This window comes from Devosia sp. (genome assembly GCF_028290625.1).
Lineage (GTDB): Bacteria > Pseudomonadota > Alphaproteobacteria > Rhizobiales > Devosiaceae > Devosia.
Map to the genome: position 1 here is coordinate 60377 of NZ_JAQGJM010000039.1, position 20737 is coordinate 81113.

Sequence of the window (20737 nt, forward strand, 5' to 3'; positions counted from 1 at the left end):
AAAAATCCTAGTGCTTGAGAACCACGAGGCGGGTCTGGGTGAATTCGAGCATGCCGTGCTTACCGTCATCACCGCCCAGCCCCGAGCGCTTCCAGCCGGCGTGAAAGCCCTGATACGGATCGGCGGGGAAACGGTTGACGTAGAGCTCGCCGGCCTCGATGGCATCGGCAAAGGCCATGACCATCCGGTGATCATTGGTGAACAGCACCGAGCTCAGGCCGAACTGATGATCGTTGGCCAGCGCCAGCGCCTCGTCGGCGGTGTCGAAGGGCAGCATCGCCAGGACCGGGCCGAACACTTCCTCGGCCACGATTTCCATGTCCTGCCGGCAGTTCGACAAGAGGGTGGCGGGGTAGAAATAACCCTCGCCCGCCGGCAGCACGCCGCCGGCCTCGAGCTTTGCTCCTTGCGCGACTGCGCGTTCGACCATGGCGTGGGTGTTGGTTTGTGCGGCTTTGGTGGCGAGCGGGCCCATGTGTTGGGCATCCTCCTCGCGGTCGCCAAAGGCCCGCGAGGCAAAGCCGGCCCGCAGGCGGTTGAGCAATGCCTCATGCATCGAGCGATGCACATAGACCCGCTCGGGGGCGGTGCAGAGCTGGCCGCAATGGGTGGTCTTGGCCGCGAGCAACTGGGCAGCGACGGCGTCGAGATCGGCATCGGCCGCGACGATAACCGGGGTCTTGCCGCCCAGTTCGAGCGAGGGCTTGGCGATACTGGTCTTGCAGTAATCAAGCACCACGCGGCCGGCGGCGAGGCTGCCCGTCAGCGTGATCATGCCCACGGCCGGGTGCGTACAGGCGGCGCGGGCCACATCGTGCGACATGGCGAGGATATTGACGACGCCCGCCGGCAGATCGGCGGCCAGTGCTGCCTCGGCCAACACCAAAGCCGAGGTCGGCGTCGAGTTGCTGGGGCGTACGACGACCGTATTGCCGGCGATCAGCGCGGGCGCGATTTTTCGCACCAGAGTGTAGATGGGGTAGTTGAACGGGATGAGGCAGGCGACCACGCCGATCGGCTCGCGCTTGAGCAGCAGAGTTTCGTCCGGATTGTCGCTGGGGATCACCTCCCCCTCGATGCGCCGCGCCCATTCGGCGTGATAGCGCATCAGCTCGGCGCCATAGATGGCCTCGCCGCGGGCATCGGCGAGGCTTTTGCCCGACTCGGCGGCAAGGGCTGCGCCAATGACGTCCGCCCGCGCCTCTATCGCGTCGGCAAACCGGCGCAGGGCATCGCCGCGTGCGATCGACGGCAGCTTGCGCCATGCCGGCTGGGCCCGATGCGCCGCGCCTACCGCCGCAATAGCGTCGGCCTCGCTAGCCGATGGCACGCTGGCAAATGCCGCCCCGGTCGCCGGATTGCGGACCTCGATCGAGTACGCCGAGGGCCGGAACGCGCCGTCGAAGAAATTGCGATAGTCCATGCGGCGCATCCTTAGAAGGTACCGCGGCCGGGGGCCGCTTCGAGCAAGGTTTTCGTGTAGGGATGCTGCGGCGCGCCGAGCACCTGGGCAGCGGTGCCGCGCTCGACGATCTCGCCCTTCTGCATCACCACGATTTCGTCACTGATCTGCGCCGCCACACGCAGGTCGTGGGTGATGAAAACGATAGCGAGATTGAGCCGCTGCTGCAGGTCGCGCAGCAATGCCAGCACCTGCGCCTGCACCGACACGTCGAGCGCCGAAACGCTCTCGTCGGCGATCAGCACATCTGGCTGCATGGCAAGCGCCCGGGCAATGCCGACGCGCTGCCTCTGGCCGCCCGAGAAGGCGCCGGGCTTCCGCCAGTAGGCGCTCTTCTGCAGGCCCACCAGCTCGAGCAGGCTCTCGGTGCGGCTGCGGGCTTCGGCAGCACTAGCGCCGGCCAGCCGGGCGCCGCGGGCGATCATCGGTCCAATCCGCCGGCGCGGATTGAGCGAACCGAACGGATCCTGGAAGATCATCTGGATGGTGCGGCGCTTGTGGCGCAAAGCCGAGGACGACAGTCCCAGAATGTCGGTGCCGGCGACCTCTACCCGTCCACCCTTGGCCTCGATCAGCCGGATCATCGCCTTGGCCAGCGTAGACTTGCCACAGCCCGATTCCCCGACGATGGAGAGCACACGCCCTGGCGGCAGGGAGAGCTCGATATCCTTGAGGACCTGCACGCTGCCATAGGCGTGGTGCAGCTTCTGAACCGACAGCACGGGCGCGGCATCGGCGAGGACCGGACGGTCGCGCGGGGTGAGGCTGGGCACTGCGGCAATCAGCGCCTTGGTATAGTCATGCCGCGGAGCGGTCAGAACCTGCCTGGCATCGCCGATCTCGACGATTTCGCCATGCTTCATCACCGCAACACGGTCGGCAATGTCGGCCACGACGCCGAAATCGTGCGTGATGAACACGATGCCATGGCCATGCAGGTCGCGCAGTTCGCCGATCAGCTTGAGCACCTGCGCCTGCGTGGTGACATCGAGCGCCGTGGTGGGCTCGTCGGCGATCAGGACGCCTGGATTCATCGCCAGCGCCATGGCGATCACCACGCGCTGGCATTGTCCGCCCGAGAGCTGGTGTGGATAGGATTTGAGGATGCGATCGGGATTGGGCAGGTGCATGGACTCGACTAGCGCCCGTGCCCGGCGCGCGCGCTCGGCCCTGTCGAAATCGGCATGTAGTTCGAATACTTCCTCGATCTGCGCCGCGACGGTCAGCGCCGGGTTGAGCGAGGCCATAGGCTCCTGGAAGATCATGGCGATGTCGCGCCCGCGGATGGCGCGGAACTGGCTTTCTCGGAGCGGCACCAGGTCGGTCTCGCCGAGCAGCACCTGGCCGCCGGTGACGCTGAGGCCCTCGGGCACCGCCCCCATGAGCGCGCTCGACAGCACCGATTTGCCGGAACCGGACTCTCCGACAATGCAGAGGATTTCGCCGGCATGGAGATCAAAACTGGCGTCATGCACGGCATAGGGCCGATCGGCGCCCTTGGGCAGGCTGACGCTCAGGTTGCGGACGCTCAGGATTGGCGGGATCATGTGCGGCGTCCTTGGGCATCGGAGACTTCGCGCAGGCCGTCGGCCAACAGGCTCAGGCCCAGCATCAGCGACGAAATGGCGAGGCACGGAAAGATCACCAGATGGGGAAAGGCGATGGCCATGCCGCGGCCCTCATTGACCATGGTGCCCCAGTCGGGCGTCGGCGGCGGCAGGCCGAGGCCGAGGAAGCCCAGCGTGCCGATGGTGATGGCGGTGTAGCCGAGCCGCAGGCAGAAATCGACGGCCAGCGGGCCGGTGGCATTGGGCAGCACATCGAAGACCATGATGCGCCAGGCCCGTTCGCCCTGCGTCACGGCGGCCGCCACATAATCGCGGCTGGCGACGTCCATGGTGATGCCGCGCACGATGCGGAAGATGGCCGGCGCACTGCCGAAGGTCACCGCGAGTACGATGTTGAAGGGCGACGAGCCGATCACCACGATGATGACGATGTAGAGCACCAACACCGGAAAGCTCAGCACGACATTGGCCAGATAGGAGAGCACGGCATCCACCCTGCCCCGCCAGTAGCCGGCGATCAGCCCTAGCGTCACCCCGACCAGGTAGGCGGTGACCGTAGCGAGGGTGGCGAAGACCACGACCGTGCGGGCGCCATAGATCAGCCGCGAAAGGATGTCGCGGCCCAGCATGTCGGTGCCCAGCAGGAATATGCCACCGGCAGGGTTGGCGGCGCCGGGCTGCATCAGCGGCAGGATGGTCTTGATCGGATCGTAGGGCGCCAGCCATGGCGCGAGAGCCGCGACGAACAGCCAGCCGAAGCTGAGCAGGGCTCCGACGACGACGACCGGGTTGGCGAGATAGGGGAGGATGGCCTTGCGCATGGTCTAGCCCCTGCCCATGGCGGCATCGGCCAGCGATACGCGCGGATTGAGCCAGCTATAGGCCAGGTCGGACAGGATTTGCGTGGCGACCACCACGAGCACGCTGACCATGGCGCAGGCCTCCACCAGATAGATGTCGCTGTTGAGGGCGGCGTCGTAGAGCAGCGTGCCGAAGCCCTTATAGGCATAGAAGACTTCAACCACGATGACTCCCGACAGCAGCCAGGGAAACTGCAGCATGATGACCGTTACCGGCGTGATCAGCGCGTTGCGCAGCGCATGACGCAGCACGATACGGGTGGGGCTGGCGCCCTTGAGCCGCGCCGTCCGCACGTAGTGCGTGCCCATGACATCGATCATCGAGGCGCGCGTCACCCGTGCCAGATAGCCGGTGGAATAGAGCGCCAGCACCAGCACCGGCAGCACGATCTCGCTGATGGAAAAGCCCGACAACATGGTGCTCGCGCCGGGCAGCCATTTGAGCCAGAACACGAAGACTGCCGACAGGAACACCGCCGAAGCAAAATCGGGAATGGATGTCGTCAGCACTGAGACCAGCGATACCAGCCGGTCGAGCAGCGAACCCGGCCGCATGCCGGCCAGCACGCCTGCGATCAGGCCGACCGGGATGATGACCAGCAGCGCCCCGCCCGCCAGAATGCCCGAGGCGGCAAGCCTGCCAGGGATAAGGCTCGCGATCTCGGTGCGATAATAGGTGGAGGTGCCCCAGTCGCCGGTCACGAACGCGCCCAGCCAGCGCAGGTAGCGCAGCACGACGGGATCGTTGTAGCCGTTGGCGGCAAGCCAGGTCGCGCGCTGTGCGTCGGTCGAAAACTGGCCGAGCACCTTGACGGCAACGTCGGCGACATTGACCTCGAGGGCGAGAAACACCAGCAGCGATACCGTCAGCATGGTGGCAATCGCGCCGCCCAGCTTGCGGATAATGAACAGGGTAACGGCCACGCGCCACCTCCTTGGGATTGAGTGCGGGCTGCCCGGAGACAGCCCGCAATCCGGGATTACGCCTTGGCGAGCCAGACGCCATCCATACGGAAGTAGTCAGCCGGGTGCAGCTCGAAGCCACGCACGGTCTGGGCCGCGGCCGTGAACCGGCTCGGCCAATAGGCCTGCACCATCACCGCGGCGTCACGCAGGATCGTCTCGACCCCACGCATGGCTTTGGGGCGCTCGGACGGGTCCACCACCGCCATGGCCTTGTCGAGCGCTGCATCGAATTCGGGACTGGCGAAATGGCTTTCGTTCCAGGCGCCGCCGCTGCGATAGGCTAGATCGAGCGTCATGGAGCCGAGGGGACGATGGGCCCAGAAGGTCAGGCCGAACGGCACCTTGTCCCACACCGGCCAATACTGCGAGGCGGGCAGGACGTTGAGGGCGAGCCGGATGCCGGCCTCAGCCAGATTCTGCTGCAGCACCTGGGCGGTATCCTGCTCCCACTTGCCCTGGGTATTGCCCAGGGTGATCTCGAGGTCGATACCGTCGGCGTAGCCGGCTTCGGCCAGCAGCGCCTTGGCCTTGGCAACGTCGCGCGGGATTGGCTCAAGCGGGAAGTAATCGGCCTGCGTCGGCGATACATGGTAATTGCCGGCAATGTCGCCCTCACCGCGATAGGCAATATCGAGCATCTGCTGGTTGTCGGCGGCCAGCAGCACGGCCTGGCGCACGCGAATGTCGTCGAACGGTTTCTGGTCGACCTGCATACGCATCACCAGTGTATTGGCGGCTCGTCCGGACAGGACCTGCACATTGGGCAGCGACTTCATCAGATCGTATTCGGCAATGGTCGTGCGGTAGAGAATATCCACCTGCCCGCTGGCCAAAGCGGCCAGGTGCGTGGTGATGTCGGTGCCCAGATCGATATAGTGGATTTCATCGAGATGGGCCGGCGTGCCCCAATAGTCGGTGCGCTTCTTGAATGTCGCCTGACGGCCAACCTCGTAGGTGACCAGGCCATAGGGACCGGTGCCGACCGGCTTGGCCGGCCAATTGGCGCCATCGGTCTCGAAATTGCGATGCAGGATCGGGCAGGTGTAGGAATAGAGCTGCTCGGGCAGCGAGGATACCGCGCGCGACAGGGTGATGCGGAAGCTATGGTCGCCGGTCTTCTCCACGCTCTCGATGGCGGCAAAGGCGGTCTTGTTGGATGACTGGCTTTCCGGGGCAATCCAGCGCTGGATATTGAAGATCACGTCTTCGGGGGTCAGGGCGTCGCCGTTGGACCAGGTGGCGCGTTCGTCGAGGTCGAAATCCCAGACCTTGAGGTCGCCCGAAGGCGTCCAGCTCTTGGCCAGGTATGGGTGCGTAACGTTGTTGGCATCGACATAGGTGAGGAATTCGAGGCTGTTGCGGAACAGGTTCGAGGCCTCGATCCAACTGGTCAGCATCGGATCGGTCAGTTCCTGGATCTGGCAGGCAAAGCGCAGCGTGCCGCCATCCACCGGGGCCTCGTCCTGCGCAAAGGCAGGCTCGCCCATGCCCAGGAACGCGCCGGCCGAGGCCATGGACACGCCGAGCCATGCGGTGGCACGCAGAAAGCCGCGGCGGTCGATCGCCCCTGAGCGAACCCGCTCGCAGAGATCGGCGACGTCCCGGTGCAGGGGCGCGCCGCTATTGGTTTTCAGTTCGATCATGCTTGTTCTCCTCCATGACGGTTGATAGGTCCGGGTCCGACCGGACCACGCGCAGGACGGGCTTTGCGCCATCGTTTCCGTTGCGATTTCTGAAATGGCTGATGAGCCATGAGCGGAAGGCCGAGATCAGTGGATCCGCAAGGCCCTCGGCATCGATCTTGAGGTAGTAGCCAAAGCCCTCATAGTGCTCGGCCTCGACCGGCGCGACGAGGCGCCCGCTGTCGATATCGTCGCGGAACAGCACGGGATCGACCAGTGCCAGCCCCTGCCCCGACAGCGCATATTGCACCGCCAAGCTGGCGCTATCGAAGGTCAGGCCGCGCGCCACCGAGATATCGGCAAAGCCGTTCTGCCTCATGAAGCGCTGCCAGGTGTGATACGGCTCGGTATCGACAATCTTGACGTGGACAATCTCGTTGGCGGCGACAAAGGACGGGATGTCCGCCGGCAGCTCGCCGACGAGATCGGGATGGCACAATATGGTCGGCCGCTCTTCCCACAGCAGGTCGGTGATCCAGTCGTCGACCGACGGGCGGGCATAGACCACGGCCACGTCGAACTCGCCGCTGGGGCCGCCATAGGGCGTTGAAATGTCTAGCACCACGTCAGGAAAGCTGCGCCGGAAATCGGTCAACAGCGGCACGGTAAGCTTCATGGCAAAGCTCGGCGGCAGGTTCACCCGCAGGCGGCGCTGCCGCTCACCGGCTGGTGCACAGATTTCGGCCAATGTCTGCTCGATGCGATCAAAGCCACGGGCAACGCCGGCCAGCAAAGCACGTCCGTCGTCGGTGAGTGTGATCGCCTTGTGGCCGCGCTCGAACAGTTTGCGACCGATGCTCTCTTCCAACCCGATGACATGGCGAGACAGCGCGCTCTGGGAAATGTTCAGCGCGGCAGCGGCGGCGGTGAAGCTGCCGTGATGCGCGACGGCCTCAAAGGCCCGCAGCGCATTGAGGGGGAGGCGGCGGCGATCCATGGCTGGATCCTTCCTGTACGGGACGGGATGAGCCTCCATGATTATGCCGAAAGCCCCCCGAACAGCACATATTTACTCTCGAGGTATTCATCGAGCCCTTCGCTGGCGCCCTCCCGGCCGAGCCCCGATTGCTTGATCCCGCCAAAGGGCGCGACCTCCGTCGAAATCACGCCCTCATTGATGCCCACCATGCCCGCTTCGAGCGCTTCGGCCACGCGCCAGGCCCGGGCGAGATCACGAGTGAAGAAATAGGCCGAAAGCCCGGTCTCGGTCGCATTGGCCAGGGCGATCGCCTCGGCCTCACCCTTGAAGCGGAACAGGCCCGCCACCGGCCCAAAGGTCTCCTCCTGCGCCAGAGCCATCTCGGAAGTCATGCCGGTGAGCACGGTGGGCGCAAAAAACAGGCCGCCCCGTTGATGCCCTGCCCCGCCAGCCAGCACAATGGCGCCCTTGGCAACCGCATCGCCGACATGTCGCTCGACCTTGGCCAGCGCGGCGGCGTTGATCAGCGGACCCTGTGCCGCAGCTTCATCCTCGCCCGGCGCCACCTTGAGAGCGCCGACCGCGGCAGCCAGAGCCGCGGCAAAGCGATCGTGGATGCCGTCCTCGACCAGGATGCGGTTGGCGCAGACACAGGTCTGGCCAGTATTGCGAAATTTGGAGGCGAGGGTGCCGCGCACCGCCATCTCGATGTCGGCGTCGTCGAACACGATCAGCGGCGCGTTGCCACCGAGTTCGAGGCTCAGGCGCTTCACCGTGTCGGCGCTCTGGCGCATCAACAGCTTGCCCGTGGCCGTCGAACCGGTGAACGACAGCTTGCGGACCAGCGGGCTCCTCATCCACGCGCCAACGACATCGGCGGGCGACCTGGTGGTGACCACATTGACGACGCCGGCTGGGACGCCGGCCGCTTCGCCCAGGCGGGCCAGCGCCAGGGCCGAGAGCGGCGTATCCTCGGCGGGCTTGATGACAATGGTGCAGCCGGCGGCCAGTGCCGGGCCGATCTTGCGGGTGATCATCGCGAGCGGAAAATTCCACGGCGTCACGGCAGCAACCACCCCGACCGGCTCCTTCAGCACCACGATGCGCGCATCGCCGCGATGCGACGGCACTACGCTGCCATGGGCGCGGCGGCCCTCCTCGGCAAACCAAGTCAGGAACCCGGCCGCATAGGCGACCTCGCCGCGCGCTTCGGCCAGTGGCTTGCCCTGTTCGGCCGTCAATAGCCGCGCCAGATCCTCCTGGTGCGCCAGCATCAGGTCCGCCCAGCGCCGCAGCACCGCCGAGCGCCGCGCCGCAGTCGTCTTGCGCCAGGACTTGAAGGCCAGATCGGCCGCGTCAAGCGCCGCCTGCGCGTCGACGGCGCCGCAATCGGGGACTTGCGCGATCTCGAGGCCGCTGGCCGGGTTGAGCACGGCAAAAGTCCTGCCTTCGGCGGCCTCCTGCCAAACGCCACCCACCAATGCCTGCCGCTCGATCAACCGCATGGCTCAGGCCACCTTGGGCGTAAAGAACGGGTTGCCGATGCTGGCGAGGCCTGCCGCGAGTTCCGCGCGCGAGGGCCACCCGACCAGCAACGCGCGCTTGGCCGCCAGGTAGGTTGCCGCCTTATTGTTGGCGTAGACCTGCTCGGCGTCGTCCGCGCTGGGATTGACCCAGACAGCCGCAATGGCCAGCCAATCGTCTTCTGCCTCGGCCGGCAGCGAGCCATCGAGCAATGCAGAGGTGATGCCGGCGGCCACGCCGGCCTGTGCCGGGCCCCAGGTCATGATCTCGTGCGTACCGGGCACCAGCACCGCCTTGGCGATGAACAGCGTTACCGGCTTGGCCGGCAGATTGGGCTTCAGGATGGCCTGGAATGGCAGATGGCCAGGCCCCGGACTGGCCGCTGCCGTCGCGACGGCGCCAGCTATGGGACCGGTCTTGGGGCCGATATAGAGGTTGATGTGCGCCGCGTTGGGGCCAGAACCCTCAAAACCTTCGCCGATATAGAGCACGTTCATTCTCCGGTTCAGGAATTGGCCGCCAGCGGCGCGGCTGGCGACGGTGCCAACCCGCGCGCCCGACGCAGGGGATTGTAGTCGTTGATGACGTCGCGTGGTCGATAGGGCTCCTCAAGGAGGCCCCGCTCCTCGGCGCTGAGCACTATGCTGGCCGCCGCGATGGCGGCTGCTACCTGCTCGGCATTTTCAGCGCCGATCAGCGGCACGGTGCTGTTGCCCGAGCCGATCACCCAGGCCTGCGCGATCTGGCTGGGCGAGACGCCGCGCTGACGCGCCACCTGGTTGACGCGATTGGCAATCTCCTGGTCGATGGCGTCGCCGAACCAGTCAAGATAGGGGTCGAAAGCGGCGCGCGAGGCGGTGCCGCCGCCGGCCAGGTAGCCGCGGGCCAAGGGCGAGAAAGTGGTCACAGCGATGCCGTCTTCCTGACAATAGGGCATCATCTCGCGCTCTTCCTCACGGTAGAGCAGCGAATACTGGCACTGCATGTTGACGAAGCGCGTCCAGCCGTTCTTCTCGGCCACGTGGTTCATCTTGGCGAACTGCCAGGCATACATGGTCGAGGCGCCGATATAGCGCGCCTTGCCGGCCACCACGATGTCATGCAGGGCCCGCATGGTTTCCTCGATCGGGGTCTCCGGATCAAAGGCGTGCACGACATAGAGATCGACATAGTCCGTCCCCATCTGGCGCAACGATTTGTCGATCGATGCCAGCAGATGCTTGCGTGATAGACCTTTGTCATTGGGGTCGTTGCTCATCGGGTAGAATGCCTTGGTGGCCAGCACCAGTTTCCCGCGTTCGGTCAGCGACAGCAGCGTCCGGCCGACCACGCGCTCGTTGAGCCCGGTCGAGTACCAGTCCGCCATATCGAAAAAATTGATCCCAGCGTCGAGCGCCGCCTTGAGGATCGGCACGGAGCGATCCTCGTCCAGCACCCAGCCCTTCCATTTGGAAGAGCCAATGCCCATGGTGCCGAGGCAAAGTGATGATGTCTTCAGGCCCGTCTGGCCAAAGCGAACGTAGTCCACAGCGATGTCCCGGTTAGTCTCCCTGGGCACAACCATGTCGCGCCTGCGCAACCGTGACAAATAGACTTATTCGATGTTGCGATGACTAAATGAGATAGCAGCTTATTGGCATCGCGGATGACCACCCCCACTCCGCCATCGTTGCCAAGAAGAGCGCGTGCGAGAACTCCGCCGACCTGGCCTGTAACTCCAGTGCTTGCATGCATGTTCGATGTTCTGTGATCGGCGACCTCACCACTATTGCTGGCGCGCGAATTGTCGCCGAGCAGGTGAACGCATTGGGCCGACCGAGCGCACCGGATGACATCGACAAGGCATGTGTCACGCAAGCCTGGCTGGCGGCAAGTTCCGATCACTTTGCGCAGGTGACAGGCCGGTATTTCTTCCATTTGCAACCTCTGGAGCCGAATCCCGAGGCCAGAGACGAGCACTTGCAAACGCAACTCTTCGATGTCTGCAGCCGATACAGCGGTATCGCACTGCCGGTATGATACGAAGTGTGACGCTTCGGTGGGATCGGTCTGCTCCACGCGGCAGACTTGCTGGCGGTTCGCCGAAAACGCATCAATCTGGCCAGACTGAAGGAGCGAGAACCGCCGAAACTACGCTATTGGCGCCGTTTCTCCGCTACTCCCACTCGATGGTGCCGGGGGGTTTGCTGGTGACGTCGTAGACGACGCGGTTGATGCCGCGGACTTCGTTGATGATGCGGGTGGCGGTGCGGCCGAGGAAGTTCATGTCGAACTGGTAGAAATCGGCGGTCATGCCATCGACGGAGGTGACAGCACGCAGGGCGCAGACGAATTCGTAGGTGCGGCCATCGCCCATGACGCCGACTGTCTGGACCGGAAGCAGGACGGCGAAGGCCTGCCAGATTTTGTCGTACTGGCCGGACTTGCGGATTTCATCGAGATAGATGGCGTCGGCGCGGCGCAGGATATCGAGCTTTTCGGGCGTGATGCCGCCGGGGCAGCGGATGGCCAGGCCCGGGCCGGGGAATGGGTGGCGGCCGATGAAGCTTTCGGGCAGGCCAAGCTCGCGGCCCAGGGCGCGGACCTCGTCCTTGAAGAGCTCGCGCAGGGGCTCGACCAATTGCATGTTCATGCGTTCGGGGAGGCCGCCGACATTGTGGTGCGACTTGATGGTGACCGAGGGGCCGCCGGTGAAGGAGACGCTCTCGATCACGTCGGGATAGAGCGTGCCCTGGGCGAGGAACTTGGCGCCGCCGAGCTTCTTGGCCTCGGCCTCGAAGGTTTCGATGAACAAGCGGCCGATGATCTTGCGCTTGGTTTCGGGGTCGGACTGGCCGTCAAGTTCGCGCAGGAAGACTTCGGACGCGTCAACGTGGACCAGCGGGATATTGTACTGATCGCGGAACATGGTGACGACCTGTTCGCTTTCGTTGAGCCGCATCAGGCCGTGATCGACATAGATGCAGGTGAGCTGGCTGCCGATGGCTTCGTGGATCAGCACGGCCGCGACGGAGGAATCGACGCCGCCGGACAGGCCACAGATGACGCGCTCAGAGCCGACTTGGTCGCGGATCTTCTCGATCATCTTCTGGCGGTAAGCGGCCATGTTCCAATCGGCTTTGAGGCCAACGATGTTGTGCACGAAGTTGGCCAGCAGGCGGCCGCCGTCGGGGGTGTGCACCACTTCGGGGTGGAACATTGTGGTGTAGCGCTTGCGGACTTCGTCGGTGGCGATGGCGAAAGGGGCATTGGGCGAGGTCGCCGCGACCTTGAAACCCTCGGGGAGCTGAGTGACGCGGTCGCCGTGGCTCATCCAGACGGGATATTTGCCGCCGACTTCCCAGACGCCCTCATAGAGCGCGCTGGGCTCAAGGATTTCGACATCGGCACGGCCGAACTCGCGATGGTGGCCGCCTTCGACGACGCCGCCGAGTTGCAGGCAGAAGGTCTGCTGGCCGTAGCAGATGGCCAGGATCGGCAGGCCGGAATCGATGATTTCCTGCGGGGCGCGCGGGCTGCCCGGCTCGGTGACCGAGGCGGGGCCGCCGGAGAAGATGACGCCCTTGGGCTGGAGCGCCGCGAAGGCCTCGCTGGCCTTGTTGAACGGGTGGATTTCGCAGTAGACGCCGGTCTCGCGAACGCGGCGAGCGATGAGCTGGGTGACCTGCGAGCCAAAATCGACGATCAGGATGCTATCGGGTGCCACGCGGGCAGATTCGTCATGTGCTGTCATGGCGAGGCTTTAGCGCTGGAGGCGGTTTTGCGCAAGCGCTCCGGCGCATTGCGGGTCTGCGCGATTTGACTTTGCCGCCCTTTCGCCTAGCGTCGCGCCGCGCTGAACCGAAGGATGCTCTATGAACGCCGACCGCCGCTTGCTGGGTGCCGATTTCGTGCGGGCATGTGCGTGCTTTGTGGTGGTGTTCCACCATCTGGTGCAGCGAATGGGGTTTTCGGGGGATTTTTCCGTTCTCGGCTGGATGCGGATTTTTGGGGTGATCGGCGGCCTGGGCGTGGCGATGTTTTTCGTCCTTTCCGGGTTTTTGCTGGCGCGGCCGTTCTGGCAGGCGCTGGAGCGGGGCGAGAGGATGCCGTCGCTGAAAGTGTACGCGCTGCGCCGGGGGGCGAGGATTATTCCGGGGTTCTGGCTGGCGCTGACGGCGACGTTCGTGCTGTCGTTCTCGGTGTTCGGCTTTCCGCTGGATGGCTGGCTGTGGCTGCGTTATGGCGCAGGGTTGCTGCTGGTCAGCGACTGGCATTGGACGACGCTGTTTCCGGTGGAACTCAACGGGCCGCTGTGGTCGATTGGGTTCGAGGTGACGGCCTATGTGCTGCTACCGCTGGGATTCGGGCTGCTGTATCTGGTGGCGCGGCGGGTGCGTAGCGTGTTGCTGCTGTTGGCGTTGTGGCTCGGGGTGATCGCGCTGGCGCTGGGGGCGCATTGGCTGTTCGTCAACCTGGTGCAGGTGGATCAGGTCGATGCCGGCTGGGACCATGGTATGCAGGGCGGCGCCAAGGCGTGGATGCCGCGGATCAATCCGTTCTCGATGTTTGTCATTTTTGCCGTGGGCGCGCTGGCGGGCGGGCTGCAGGTGCGGCTGGCGCGGTATCGCAGTTGGGCGTTCGACGCGCTGTCACTGCTGGCGCTGGCAGCGACAGGCTGGGCGATCTGGCAGTCGTTTCTGGGTGGGAGCGTCGAGAGCTTTGGAGTTCTCGATGTGCCTTACGCCTTTCCCTGGTTGCCGCTGGCGCTGGGGGCGGTGCTGGCGGTGACGCCATCGACGGTACTGATCGGTCGTGTGCTGGATAATCGCGTGGTGCGCTATCTGGCCCAGATTTCGTTCGGAATTTACGTCTGGCACTACCTGGTGATCGAACTGGCTAAGCTGTGGTGGTTTCCCGATGCGCCGGCCGATCCGGGGCGGTTTGTTTTCGGGTCACTGGTGGTCATCGGCATTGCCATCCTTGTTGCCGATCTATCCTACCGCAGGCTGGAGCGGCCGGTGATAAGTTGGGCAAGAGGGCTGGAGTGGGTAGGAGCGAACGAGGTTGAGGAGTTTGACCGGAGTATGTTTCCCGGCGTCATTCCCGCGAAAGCGGGAAACTATTCTGACCGGTCGCAAACGACGAAGAATGGGTTCCCGCTTTCGCGGGAATGACGCCGTGGGTGTGCAAAATAAGCTTAAGCAGTCCGCGTTAAGGCGTTGAAATAGAATCCATCCGTGCCGGTCAGGCGCGGCGTCAGGGAGATGCCGGAGCCGGCGGTGGCGAGGTCCTCGGGCAGGTCGGCGGCGAAGGCGGATTGCCAGAGGGTTTCGGGTGACAGCGACACAAACTCGGGGTGCGCAGCAAGGAAGGCGGCGATGCGGTCGTCGTTTTCCTCGGGCAGGATCGAGCAGGTGATGTAGGCGAGCACGCCGCCGGGCTTGAGGAAGCGGGCGCCCTCTTCGAGGATGGCGGACTGCTCGGCGGTGCGGGTGGCCAGCAGTTCGGGGGTCAGCTTCCATTTGGTGTCGGGACGGCGGCGCCAGGTGCCGGTGCCGGTGCAGGGCGCATCGATCAGCACACGATCCATCTTGCCGACGAGATCGTCGAGGGCGCCGGGCGCTGGCGCGCGGACCTGCACGTTACGGGCGCCGTTGCGCTTGAGGCGATCGTAGATGGGCGCAAGGCGGTTGCGGTCGCTGTCATACGCGAAAATCTGGCCCTTGTTGGCCATGGCGGCGGCAAGCGCGAGGGTCTTGCCCCCTGCCCCGGCACAGAGATCGAGCACTTGTTCGCCGGGCTTGGCGCCGGCCAAAGCGGCAACGATCTGGCTCCCCTGATCCTGCACCTCGAACCAGCCCTTGAGGTAGCCCTCGTCGGTGGTGACGTTGGGGGTGCGGGCATCGCCCGGACCGGCGGGCATGGTGACGCCATTAGGCGCAATGGCGGTGACGCGGGGGGTGAAACGCGCGAGCGATTTCAGGACGCGCTCAGGCTGGGATTTCAGCGTGTTGACGCGTAGATCGAGCGAGGGGCGGCCAGTCATCGCTTGGCCTTCGGCGATCCAGTTGTCGCCAAAGGCGCGCTGCAGCGATGGCGCGAGCCATTCGGGGACATCAGCGAGGATGTGACCCGGCGTATCGTCGTTCAATTGGCCGGTGACGCGGGCGATTTCCTCGTCGGTCATTGGCGCGGGGCCATGGGCATCGGCGGTGAAGCTGGCATTGAGGGCGACGGTGTCCTCATCCCAATCACGGACGGCGACGGCGAGGATCAGAGCGCGCGGGGTGTCTTCGCCCATCAGCGCGGCATGGGAGGCGCGGCGGCGCAGCGCGTCGTAGACCAGATTGCCGATGGCGGCACGGTCGCCGGCCCCGGCGAACCGGTTGGCCAGGCCCCACGACTTCAGCGCTTCGGAGACGGGCCGCTTGCGGGTTTCGACTTCGGTGAGCACGTCGATTGCAGCGGAGAGACGACCGGGAAGACGCATTATTCGCCTCCGGCGAAATGACAGATATTGACGCGGTTGCCGCTGAAATCGACAAAATCGAACCAGCGCATGCCTTCCTCGTCGGTGATCGGGGTGACTTCGGCGCTCTCGGCGAGCAGGCGCTCGCGCAGCGCGTCGGGGTCCTGAGTGTAGAAGTTGAAAGCCACCTGGGCCGCAGGATCGATGCGTTCGACCGGGTTCAGGGTCAGGGCAGTGCTGTTACGCGGAGCGCCGGTGACACGCAGGCCGATGTACTCGCCGGACCGGAAGACTTCGACCATGTCGAAGACGCGGGCATACCAGGCGGCGGCCGCCGCGGTATCGATGGCGGGGACAAAAATGGTGTCGATACGCAGGATCGGCTTCATGGGGCACCGCGGAAAGGATTCGCGCTAGCCTTACGGCAAAAGCAGCACGCGGCCAACGACCCAAAGCCAGAAGACACAGAGAACCACCATGCCGGCCGCATAGGCCCCAAAGCGCGGAAGCAGGCTGTTGGTGGTGATGTGGATGGCGGCATGGACGTAACGCAGGACGACGAACAGCCAGGCCAGGATAACCTCGACCCAGCCGATGCTGCCGGACCAGAGCGCGAGCAAGGCCACGACGTAGAACAAGACGGGGAGCTGGAACTGGTTGTCGAAATTGTTGGAGAGCAGCCGGGCGCGCAGCGGATAGGCGGTGCGGTCGACGGCAATGTCCTGCCAGCGGATTTCACCGGACATGACGCGGGGAACACGCTCGCGGCCCATCAGGAGCAGGATGACGACGGTGAGGAGCGCCTGAGTGGCGATCGCCAGGACGAGGAGCTTGGCGGTCAGCGGCATGGTGAAGCTCCGGGGGAGAGTCGGGATCTGGGGCTAAGGGGTTGTAGAGCAATAGGTTCCGACGGCCGTGCGAAAGCGCCACGCGGGGGGCCGGGCGGTTGAGGGCGAAAGCGGCATGCGGCGAGACGTGCCTCATGAGTTTTGTAGAATGGGGAGACAGCGTCTCGCCGCATAACGATGGGTCTTTTGGCGCGCGCATCGAGCAGCCGCCCTTTCGGATTGGATGCTCCGGCCCGGCTGCCTGGGACAAGTGGTCCGATGCAGTCAGGCCGTCATCCGGCTGGTTGTCAGCGATCCACGCCTGAGCCTGGGCGACCCCATGCTCCCCATCTGCTCCCCACGGACCGTTCGTCGCGGTCCCGCTGGTGTGGGTGATGTGGGAGGGAGTATGCGCGCAGTTTTGGGGGTGGGGAGAAAGCGGATAGATCGAAAATCGCGTCCCGCCCACGGTGTCACCCCGGCGCAGGTGTAGTATTTCGCCGGGGCCCATCCTGAGATCGTGTGGCCGTCACCGCGGCCTTGCGGCTGGGGCAACATCTCGAGATGGGTATCGGCCTGCGCCGGTATGACACCGAGTACGTGGAGGGCGATGTACCCTACCGTCCGCTGCGGTAGTTCGGTGCCTCGCGGGTAATGGTCACATCGTGGACGTGGCTTTCGCTCAATGCGGCACCGGAGATTTTGACGAAGACGGAGTTGTCGCGGAAGTCTTGCAGGTTATGGGCGCCGGTATAGCCCATGGCGGCGCGGAGGCCGCCGGCGAGCTGGTGGAGGACGGCACCGGCGGCGCCCTTGTAGGGCACTTGGCCTTCGATGCCTTCGGGAACCAGTTTGAGCTGGTCGCGGACATCCTGCTGGAAGTAGCGGTCGGCGGAGCCGGACCCCATGGCGCCGACGGAGCCCATGCCGCGGTAGGATTTGTAGGAGCGGCCCTGGTGGAGATAGACCTCGCCGGGCGCTTCGTCCGTGCCGGCCAAAAGCGAGCCGACCATGACGCAGGAAGCGCCGCCGGCCAAGGCCTTAGCCATGTCGCCGGAGAATTTGATTCCGCCGTCGGCGATGACCGGAACACCCTGCTTGGCGCCCTCTTCCGCGCAAGCCATGACGGCCGCGAGCTGGGGGACGCCGACGCCGGCGACGATGCGGGTGGTGCAGATCGAGCCGGGGCCGATGCCGACCTTGATGCTATCCGCGCCGGCGTCGATCAGCGCCTTGACGGCTTCGGCGGTGGCGACATTGCCGGCGACGATACGGGTGGAATTGCTCTCGCGCTTGATGCGCTCGACGGCCTCGGCGACGCGCACCGAGTGACCGTGGGCGGTGTCGATGACCAGGAGATCGACGCCCGCATCGATGAGCGCCAGGGAGCGCTCAAAGCCCTGGTCGCCGACGGTGGAGGCGGCTGCAACGCGGAGGCGTCCCTGGGCATCCTTGACGGCATTGGGGTTGAGCTGGGCCTTTTCGATATCCTTGACGGTGATCAGGCCGACGCAGCGATAGTCGTTGTCGATGACGAGCAGCTTTTCGATGCGATGCTTATGCAGCAGCATCTTGGCTTCGTCCTTGGAGACGCCGTCGCGCACGGTGACGAGGTTTTCGTGGGTCATCAGCTCGGCGATGCGCTGGCCGGGATTGGAGGCGAAGCGGACGTCGCGATTGGTGAGAATGCCGACCAGCTTGCCGATGGCACGGCCGCCGGTGCCGCCGTTTTCGACGACGGGAATGCCGGAAATGCGGTTGAGCTGCATGAGTGAGAGCGCGTCGGCGAGGGTCGCATCAGGGCCGATGGTGATGGGGTTGACCACCATGCCGCTCTCGAAGCTCTTGACCATGCGGACCTGTTCGGCCTGCTCGCTGGCGGTGAGGTTCTTATGGATGACGCCAAGGCCGCCGGCCTGGGCCATGGCGATGGCCATGGCGCTTTCGGTGACGGTGTCCATCGCCGAGGACAGGATCGGCAAGTTGAGCGCGATATCCTTGGTGACGTAAGTGGCTATATCGGTCTCGCCCGGCAGCACGTCGGAACGCGCCGGCTGCAGCAGCACGTCATCGAAGGTCAGCGCGTAGTCGCCGGTGATAGTGGTGATAATCTTTGCCAAGGCCAGACCCTTCCGTGCCTTCTGATCAAGTCAGAAATGTTGGATGCATGAACCGGGCGGAAGACTCATCGCCGGGTTCAGGTTGGCGAGGGTCATTAGCACCGCGACCAGGCTTTGCATAGTCATCGCGGCTATGCGCCGGCGCGTGGCTGGGTTGCGCGGCGAAAAGTGGCCAAAAGGCTTCCACCACGCGGAAATCCTACCATACAAGATGGCTTTCTGGTTGCAGGAGGGATAGTTAGGTACATACTCGTTTTGGTTGTTCCCTCAACCGTCCCTTCGATTCCCCGGTATTTTCCGTGATCCGCGTTACTCCGCTCATTTTGGCCGTCGCTCTGTTCATGGAACAGATGGACTCCACCGTCATTGCCACCTCCCTGCCGGCCATTGCTACAGACATCGGCACCGAGCCGATTTCGCTGAAGCTGGCGCTGACATCGTATTTCGTGTCGCTGGCCATTTTCATTCCGATCAGCGGCTGGATGGCGGACCGTTTCGGCGCCAAGAACATTTTCCGGCTGGCGATCTTCGTGTTCATGCTGGGTTCGGTGGCCTGCGCTTTCTCGTTTTCGCTCGAAACTTTCGTGGTCTCGCGCTTCTTCCAAGGCCTCGGCGCATCGATGATGACGCCGGTGGGACGCCTGCTGCTGGTGCGCTCGACGCCCCGCAACGAGCTGGTATCGGCCATGGCCTGGCTGACCGTGCCGGCGCTGCTGGGGCCAGTGACGGGGCCGCTACTGGGCGGGTTTCTGACCACCTATTTGAGCTGGCACTGGATTTTCTGGATCAATATTCCGATCGGCGTGGCGGGTATCATCCTGGCCGGTATCTTCCTCAAGGTCCCCGACGAACGCAATCCACGCCCGATCGACGTGATCGGGTTCATCCTCGCCAGCTTTGCCTTTGCCGGCACGGTGTTCGGCCTGTCGGTGGTCAGCCTGCCGGCGTTGCCGATCATCTATGGCTATCTGACGCTGGCGGTCGGGGTCACCTCGGCGATCCTTTATTACCTGCATGCCAAGCGAACGGAATTTCCCCTTCTCGATCCGGCCCTGTTGCGTCATCGGTTGTTTCGCACCGGCATTACCGGGGGCTCGCTGTTCCGCATCGGCGTCGGCGCGGTCCCGTTCCTGCTGCCGCTGATGCTGCAACTGGGGTTCGGCCTCAGCCCACTGCAATCGGGCAGCATCACCTTCGTTTCGGCCATCGGCGCCATCGCCTCCAAGTTCATTGCCGAGCGCGTCTATGCGCGGTTCGGCTTTCCGCGCGTCCTGGGTTTCGCCTCGATCTTTGGCGGGCTGCTGATCGCGGCGCAGGGCCTGTTCACCGCCGAAACCTCGATACCGGTGATGATGACCGTGCTGCTGGTGGGCGGCATCCTGCGCTCGGTATTCTTCACCGGCTCCAATGCCCTGGGCTATGCCGATGTGGACAATGACGAAGCCAGCCAGGCCACGGCGATCGTGGCGGTGGCCCAGCAGATCAGCATCGCCATGGGCGTGGCGATTGCCGGCGCGATCCTGGAAGTGAGCGGGCTGTTCCATGGGCGCCATCTGAGCCTGATCGATTTCCAGGTGGCGTTTTTCGTGGTCGGCGGGCTCAGCGCCTGTGCCGGTATCATTTACCTGCTGCTGCCGGCCGACGCGGGCAGCAATGTTTCGGGCCACAATGCCGTCGCCCTTGCGAAGGAGTGAAACCATGGCAATCACGACTTCGGAGCAGGCCACGGACGGTGTGGACGACGCCGCAAGACGCCCATCGAAACTGGCGCTTCGGCTGACGCCGCTGATCCTGGCGACATCCCTGTTCATGGAGAACATGGATTCCACCGTGATCGCCACCTCGCTCAACGCCATCGCCAAGGACATCCATACCGACCCGATTTCGCTGAAGTTGGCGCTGACGGCGTATCTGGTGGCGCTGGCGATCTTTATCCCGATCAGCTCGTGGATGGCCGACCGCTTCGGCTCGCGCAACGTGTTCCGGGTAGCGATGATCGTCTTCGTGCTGGGCTCGCTGGCCTGTGCCTTTTCCAACTCGCTGTTTGCCTTTGTGGGCGCGCGGTTCCTGCAGGGCATGGGCGGGGCCATGATGACGCCCGTGGCGCGGCTGGTTCTGGTGCGGGCGACGCCCCGGCATGACCTGGTCAATGCCATGGCCTGGCTGACGATTCCCGGGCTGATCGGGCCCATCGTCGGGCCGCCATTCGGCGGGTTCCTCACGACCTATCTCAGCTGGCACTGGATTTTCCTGATCAATGTGCCGATCGGCGTTCTGGGCGTGCTGCTGGTCAGCAAGTTCCTGCCCGAGACTATCCGCAATGCGCCGCGCAAAATCGACATGAAGGGTTTTCTGCTG

The 20737-nt window shown here is 64.5% G+C and carries 18 protein-coding genes; 4 read left to right on the top strand and 14 right to left on the bottom strand.

Going from position 1 to position 20737, the window contains the following annotated elements:
• Window positions 1-7: 7 nt before the first annotated feature.
• From JWR51_RS22450 to JWR51_RS22490, 9 genes are read right to left on the bottom strand one after another with little or no spacing between them, the layout of a single operon-like run.
• Window positions 8-1423, bottom strand: a complete 1416-nt coding sequence (locus JWR51_RS22450) for an aldehyde dehydrogenase family protein (RefSeq protein ID WP_299753094.1) — start codon at window positions 1421-1423, stop codon at window positions 8-10.
• 11 nt (window positions 1424-1434) lie between these two features.
• Window positions 1435-3009, bottom strand: coding sequence for an ABC transporter ATP-binding protein (locus JWR51_RS22455; protein ID WP_299753096.1), 1575 nt, complete (start codon window positions 3007-3009; stop codon window positions 1435-1437).
• A complete protein-coding gene (locus JWR51_RS22460) occupies window positions 3006-3851 on the bottom strand; it encodes an ABC transporter permease (RefSeq protein WP_299753098.1) in 846 nt (281 codons plus the stop codon). The genes JWR51_RS22455 and JWR51_RS22460 overlap by 4 nt, the downstream gene beginning before the upstream one ends.
• Before the next feature lie 3 nt (window positions 3852-3854).
• Window positions 3855-4814, bottom strand: a complete 960-nt coding sequence (locus JWR51_RS22465; protein ID WP_299753100.1) for an ABC transporter permease — start codon at window positions 4812-4814, stop codon at window positions 3855-3857.
• 56 nt (window positions 4815-4870) lie between these two features.
• Window positions 4871-6499, bottom strand: a complete 1629-nt coding sequence (locus JWR51_RS22470) for an ABC transporter substrate-binding protein (RefSeq protein ID WP_299753102.1) — start codon at window positions 6497-6499, stop codon at window positions 4871-4873.
• On the bottom strand, window positions 6477-7475 hold the full coding sequence (locus tag JWR51_RS22475) for a LysR substrate-binding domain-containing protein (RefSeq protein WP_299753104.1): 999 nt from the start codon (window positions 7473-7475) through the stop codon (window positions 6477-6479). Before JWR51_RS22475 ends, JWR51_RS22470 begins: the two co-directional genes overlap by 23 nt.
• 41 nt (window positions 7476-7516) lie before the next feature.
• Window positions 7517-8962, bottom strand: a complete 1446-nt coding sequence (locus JWR51_RS22480; protein WP_299753106.1) for an NAD-dependent succinate-semialdehyde dehydrogenase — start codon at window positions 8960-8962, stop codon at window positions 7517-7519.
• Window positions 8963-8965: 3 nt separating this feature from the next.
• Window positions 8966-9478 (bottom strand): formaldehyde-activating enzyme, encoded by a 513-nt coding sequence (locus JWR51_RS22485; RefSeq protein WP_299753107.1) that lies wholly within the window; start codon window positions 9476-9478, stop codon window positions 8966-8968.
• Between the two features lie 8 nt (window positions 9479-9486).
• Window positions 9487-10509 carry an aldo/keto reductase gene (locus JWR51_RS22490; protein WP_299753109.1) on the bottom strand — a complete coding sequence of 341 codons (1023 nt, stop codon included), beginning with the start codon at window positions 10507-10509 and terminating at the stop codon, window positions 9487-9489.
• Between the two features lie 218 nt (window positions 10510-10727).
• Here JWR51_RS22490 and JWR51_RS22495 point away from each other — a divergent pair, with 218 nt between their 5' ends.
• Window positions 10728-11000, top strand: coding sequence for a hypothetical protein (locus JWR51_RS22495; RefSeq protein WP_299753111.1), 273 nt, complete (start codon window positions 10728-10730; stop codon window positions 10998-11000).
• A gap of 136 nt (window positions 11001-11136) precedes the next feature.
• Here the strand turns inward: JWR51_RS22495 and guaA are convergent, their stop codons facing one another.
• Window positions 11137-12714: a glutamine-hydrolyzing GMP synthase gene (gene guaA, locus JWR51_RS22500; protein ID WP_299753113.1), complete on the bottom strand. Its 1578-nt coding sequence runs from the start codon at window positions 12712-12714 to the stop codon at window positions 11137-11139.
• A gap of 121 nt (window positions 12715-12835) precedes the next feature.
• On the opposite strand from guaA, the gene JWR51_RS22505 reads away from it, so the two are divergent.
• A complete protein-coding gene (locus JWR51_RS22505) occupies window positions 12836-14137 on the top strand; it encodes an acyltransferase (RefSeq protein ID WP_299753115.1) in 1302 nt (433 codons plus the stop codon).
• Between the two features lie 23 nt (window positions 14138-14160).
• On the opposite strand, the gene JWR51_RS22510 is transcribed toward JWR51_RS22505, so the two are convergent.
• From JWR51_RS22510 to guaB, 4 genes are all read right to left on the bottom strand, one after another.
• Complete coding sequence (locus JWR51_RS22510) at window positions 14161-15453, bottom strand: RsmB/NOP family class I SAM-dependent RNA methyltransferase (protein ID WP_299753117.1); 1293 nt, start codon at window positions 15451-15453, stop codon at window positions 14161-14163.
• The gene (locus JWR51_RS22515) at window positions 15453-15821 is read right to left on the bottom strand and encodes a VOC family protein (protein WP_299753119.1); all 369 of its coding nucleotides are present in this window, start codon (window positions 15819-15821) and stop codon (window positions 15453-15455) included. The genes JWR51_RS22510 and JWR51_RS22515 overlap by 1 nt, the downstream gene beginning before the upstream one ends.
• Window positions 15822-15851: 30 nt before the next feature.
• Window positions 15852-16280: an MAPEG family protein gene (locus JWR51_RS22520; RefSeq protein WP_299753121.1), complete on the bottom strand. Its 429-nt coding sequence runs from the start codon at window positions 16278-16280 to the stop codon at window positions 15852-15854.
• A 596-nt stretch (window positions 16281-16876) separates the two neighbouring features.
• On the bottom strand, window positions 16877-18379 hold the full coding sequence (guaB, locus tag JWR51_RS22525) for an IMP dehydrogenase (protein ID WP_299753123.1): 1503 nt from the start codon (window positions 18377-18379) through the stop codon (window positions 16877-16879).
• A 299-nt stretch (window positions 18380-18678) separates the two neighbouring features.
• Between guaB and JWR51_RS22530 the strand changes: the two genes are divergently transcribed.
• Together JWR51_RS22530 and JWR51_RS22535 are read left to right on the top strand one after the other, a co-directional pair.
• On the top strand, window positions 18679-20073 hold the full coding sequence (locus JWR51_RS22530) for an MFS transporter (RefSeq protein ID WP_299753125.1): 1395 nt from the start codon (window positions 18679-18681) through the stop codon (window positions 20071-20073).
• Between the two features lie 91 nt (window positions 20074-20164).
• Window positions 20165-20737: MFS transporter (locus tag JWR51_RS22535; protein ID WP_366525638.1), on the top strand; the 573-nt coding region annotated here is incomplete at its 3' end.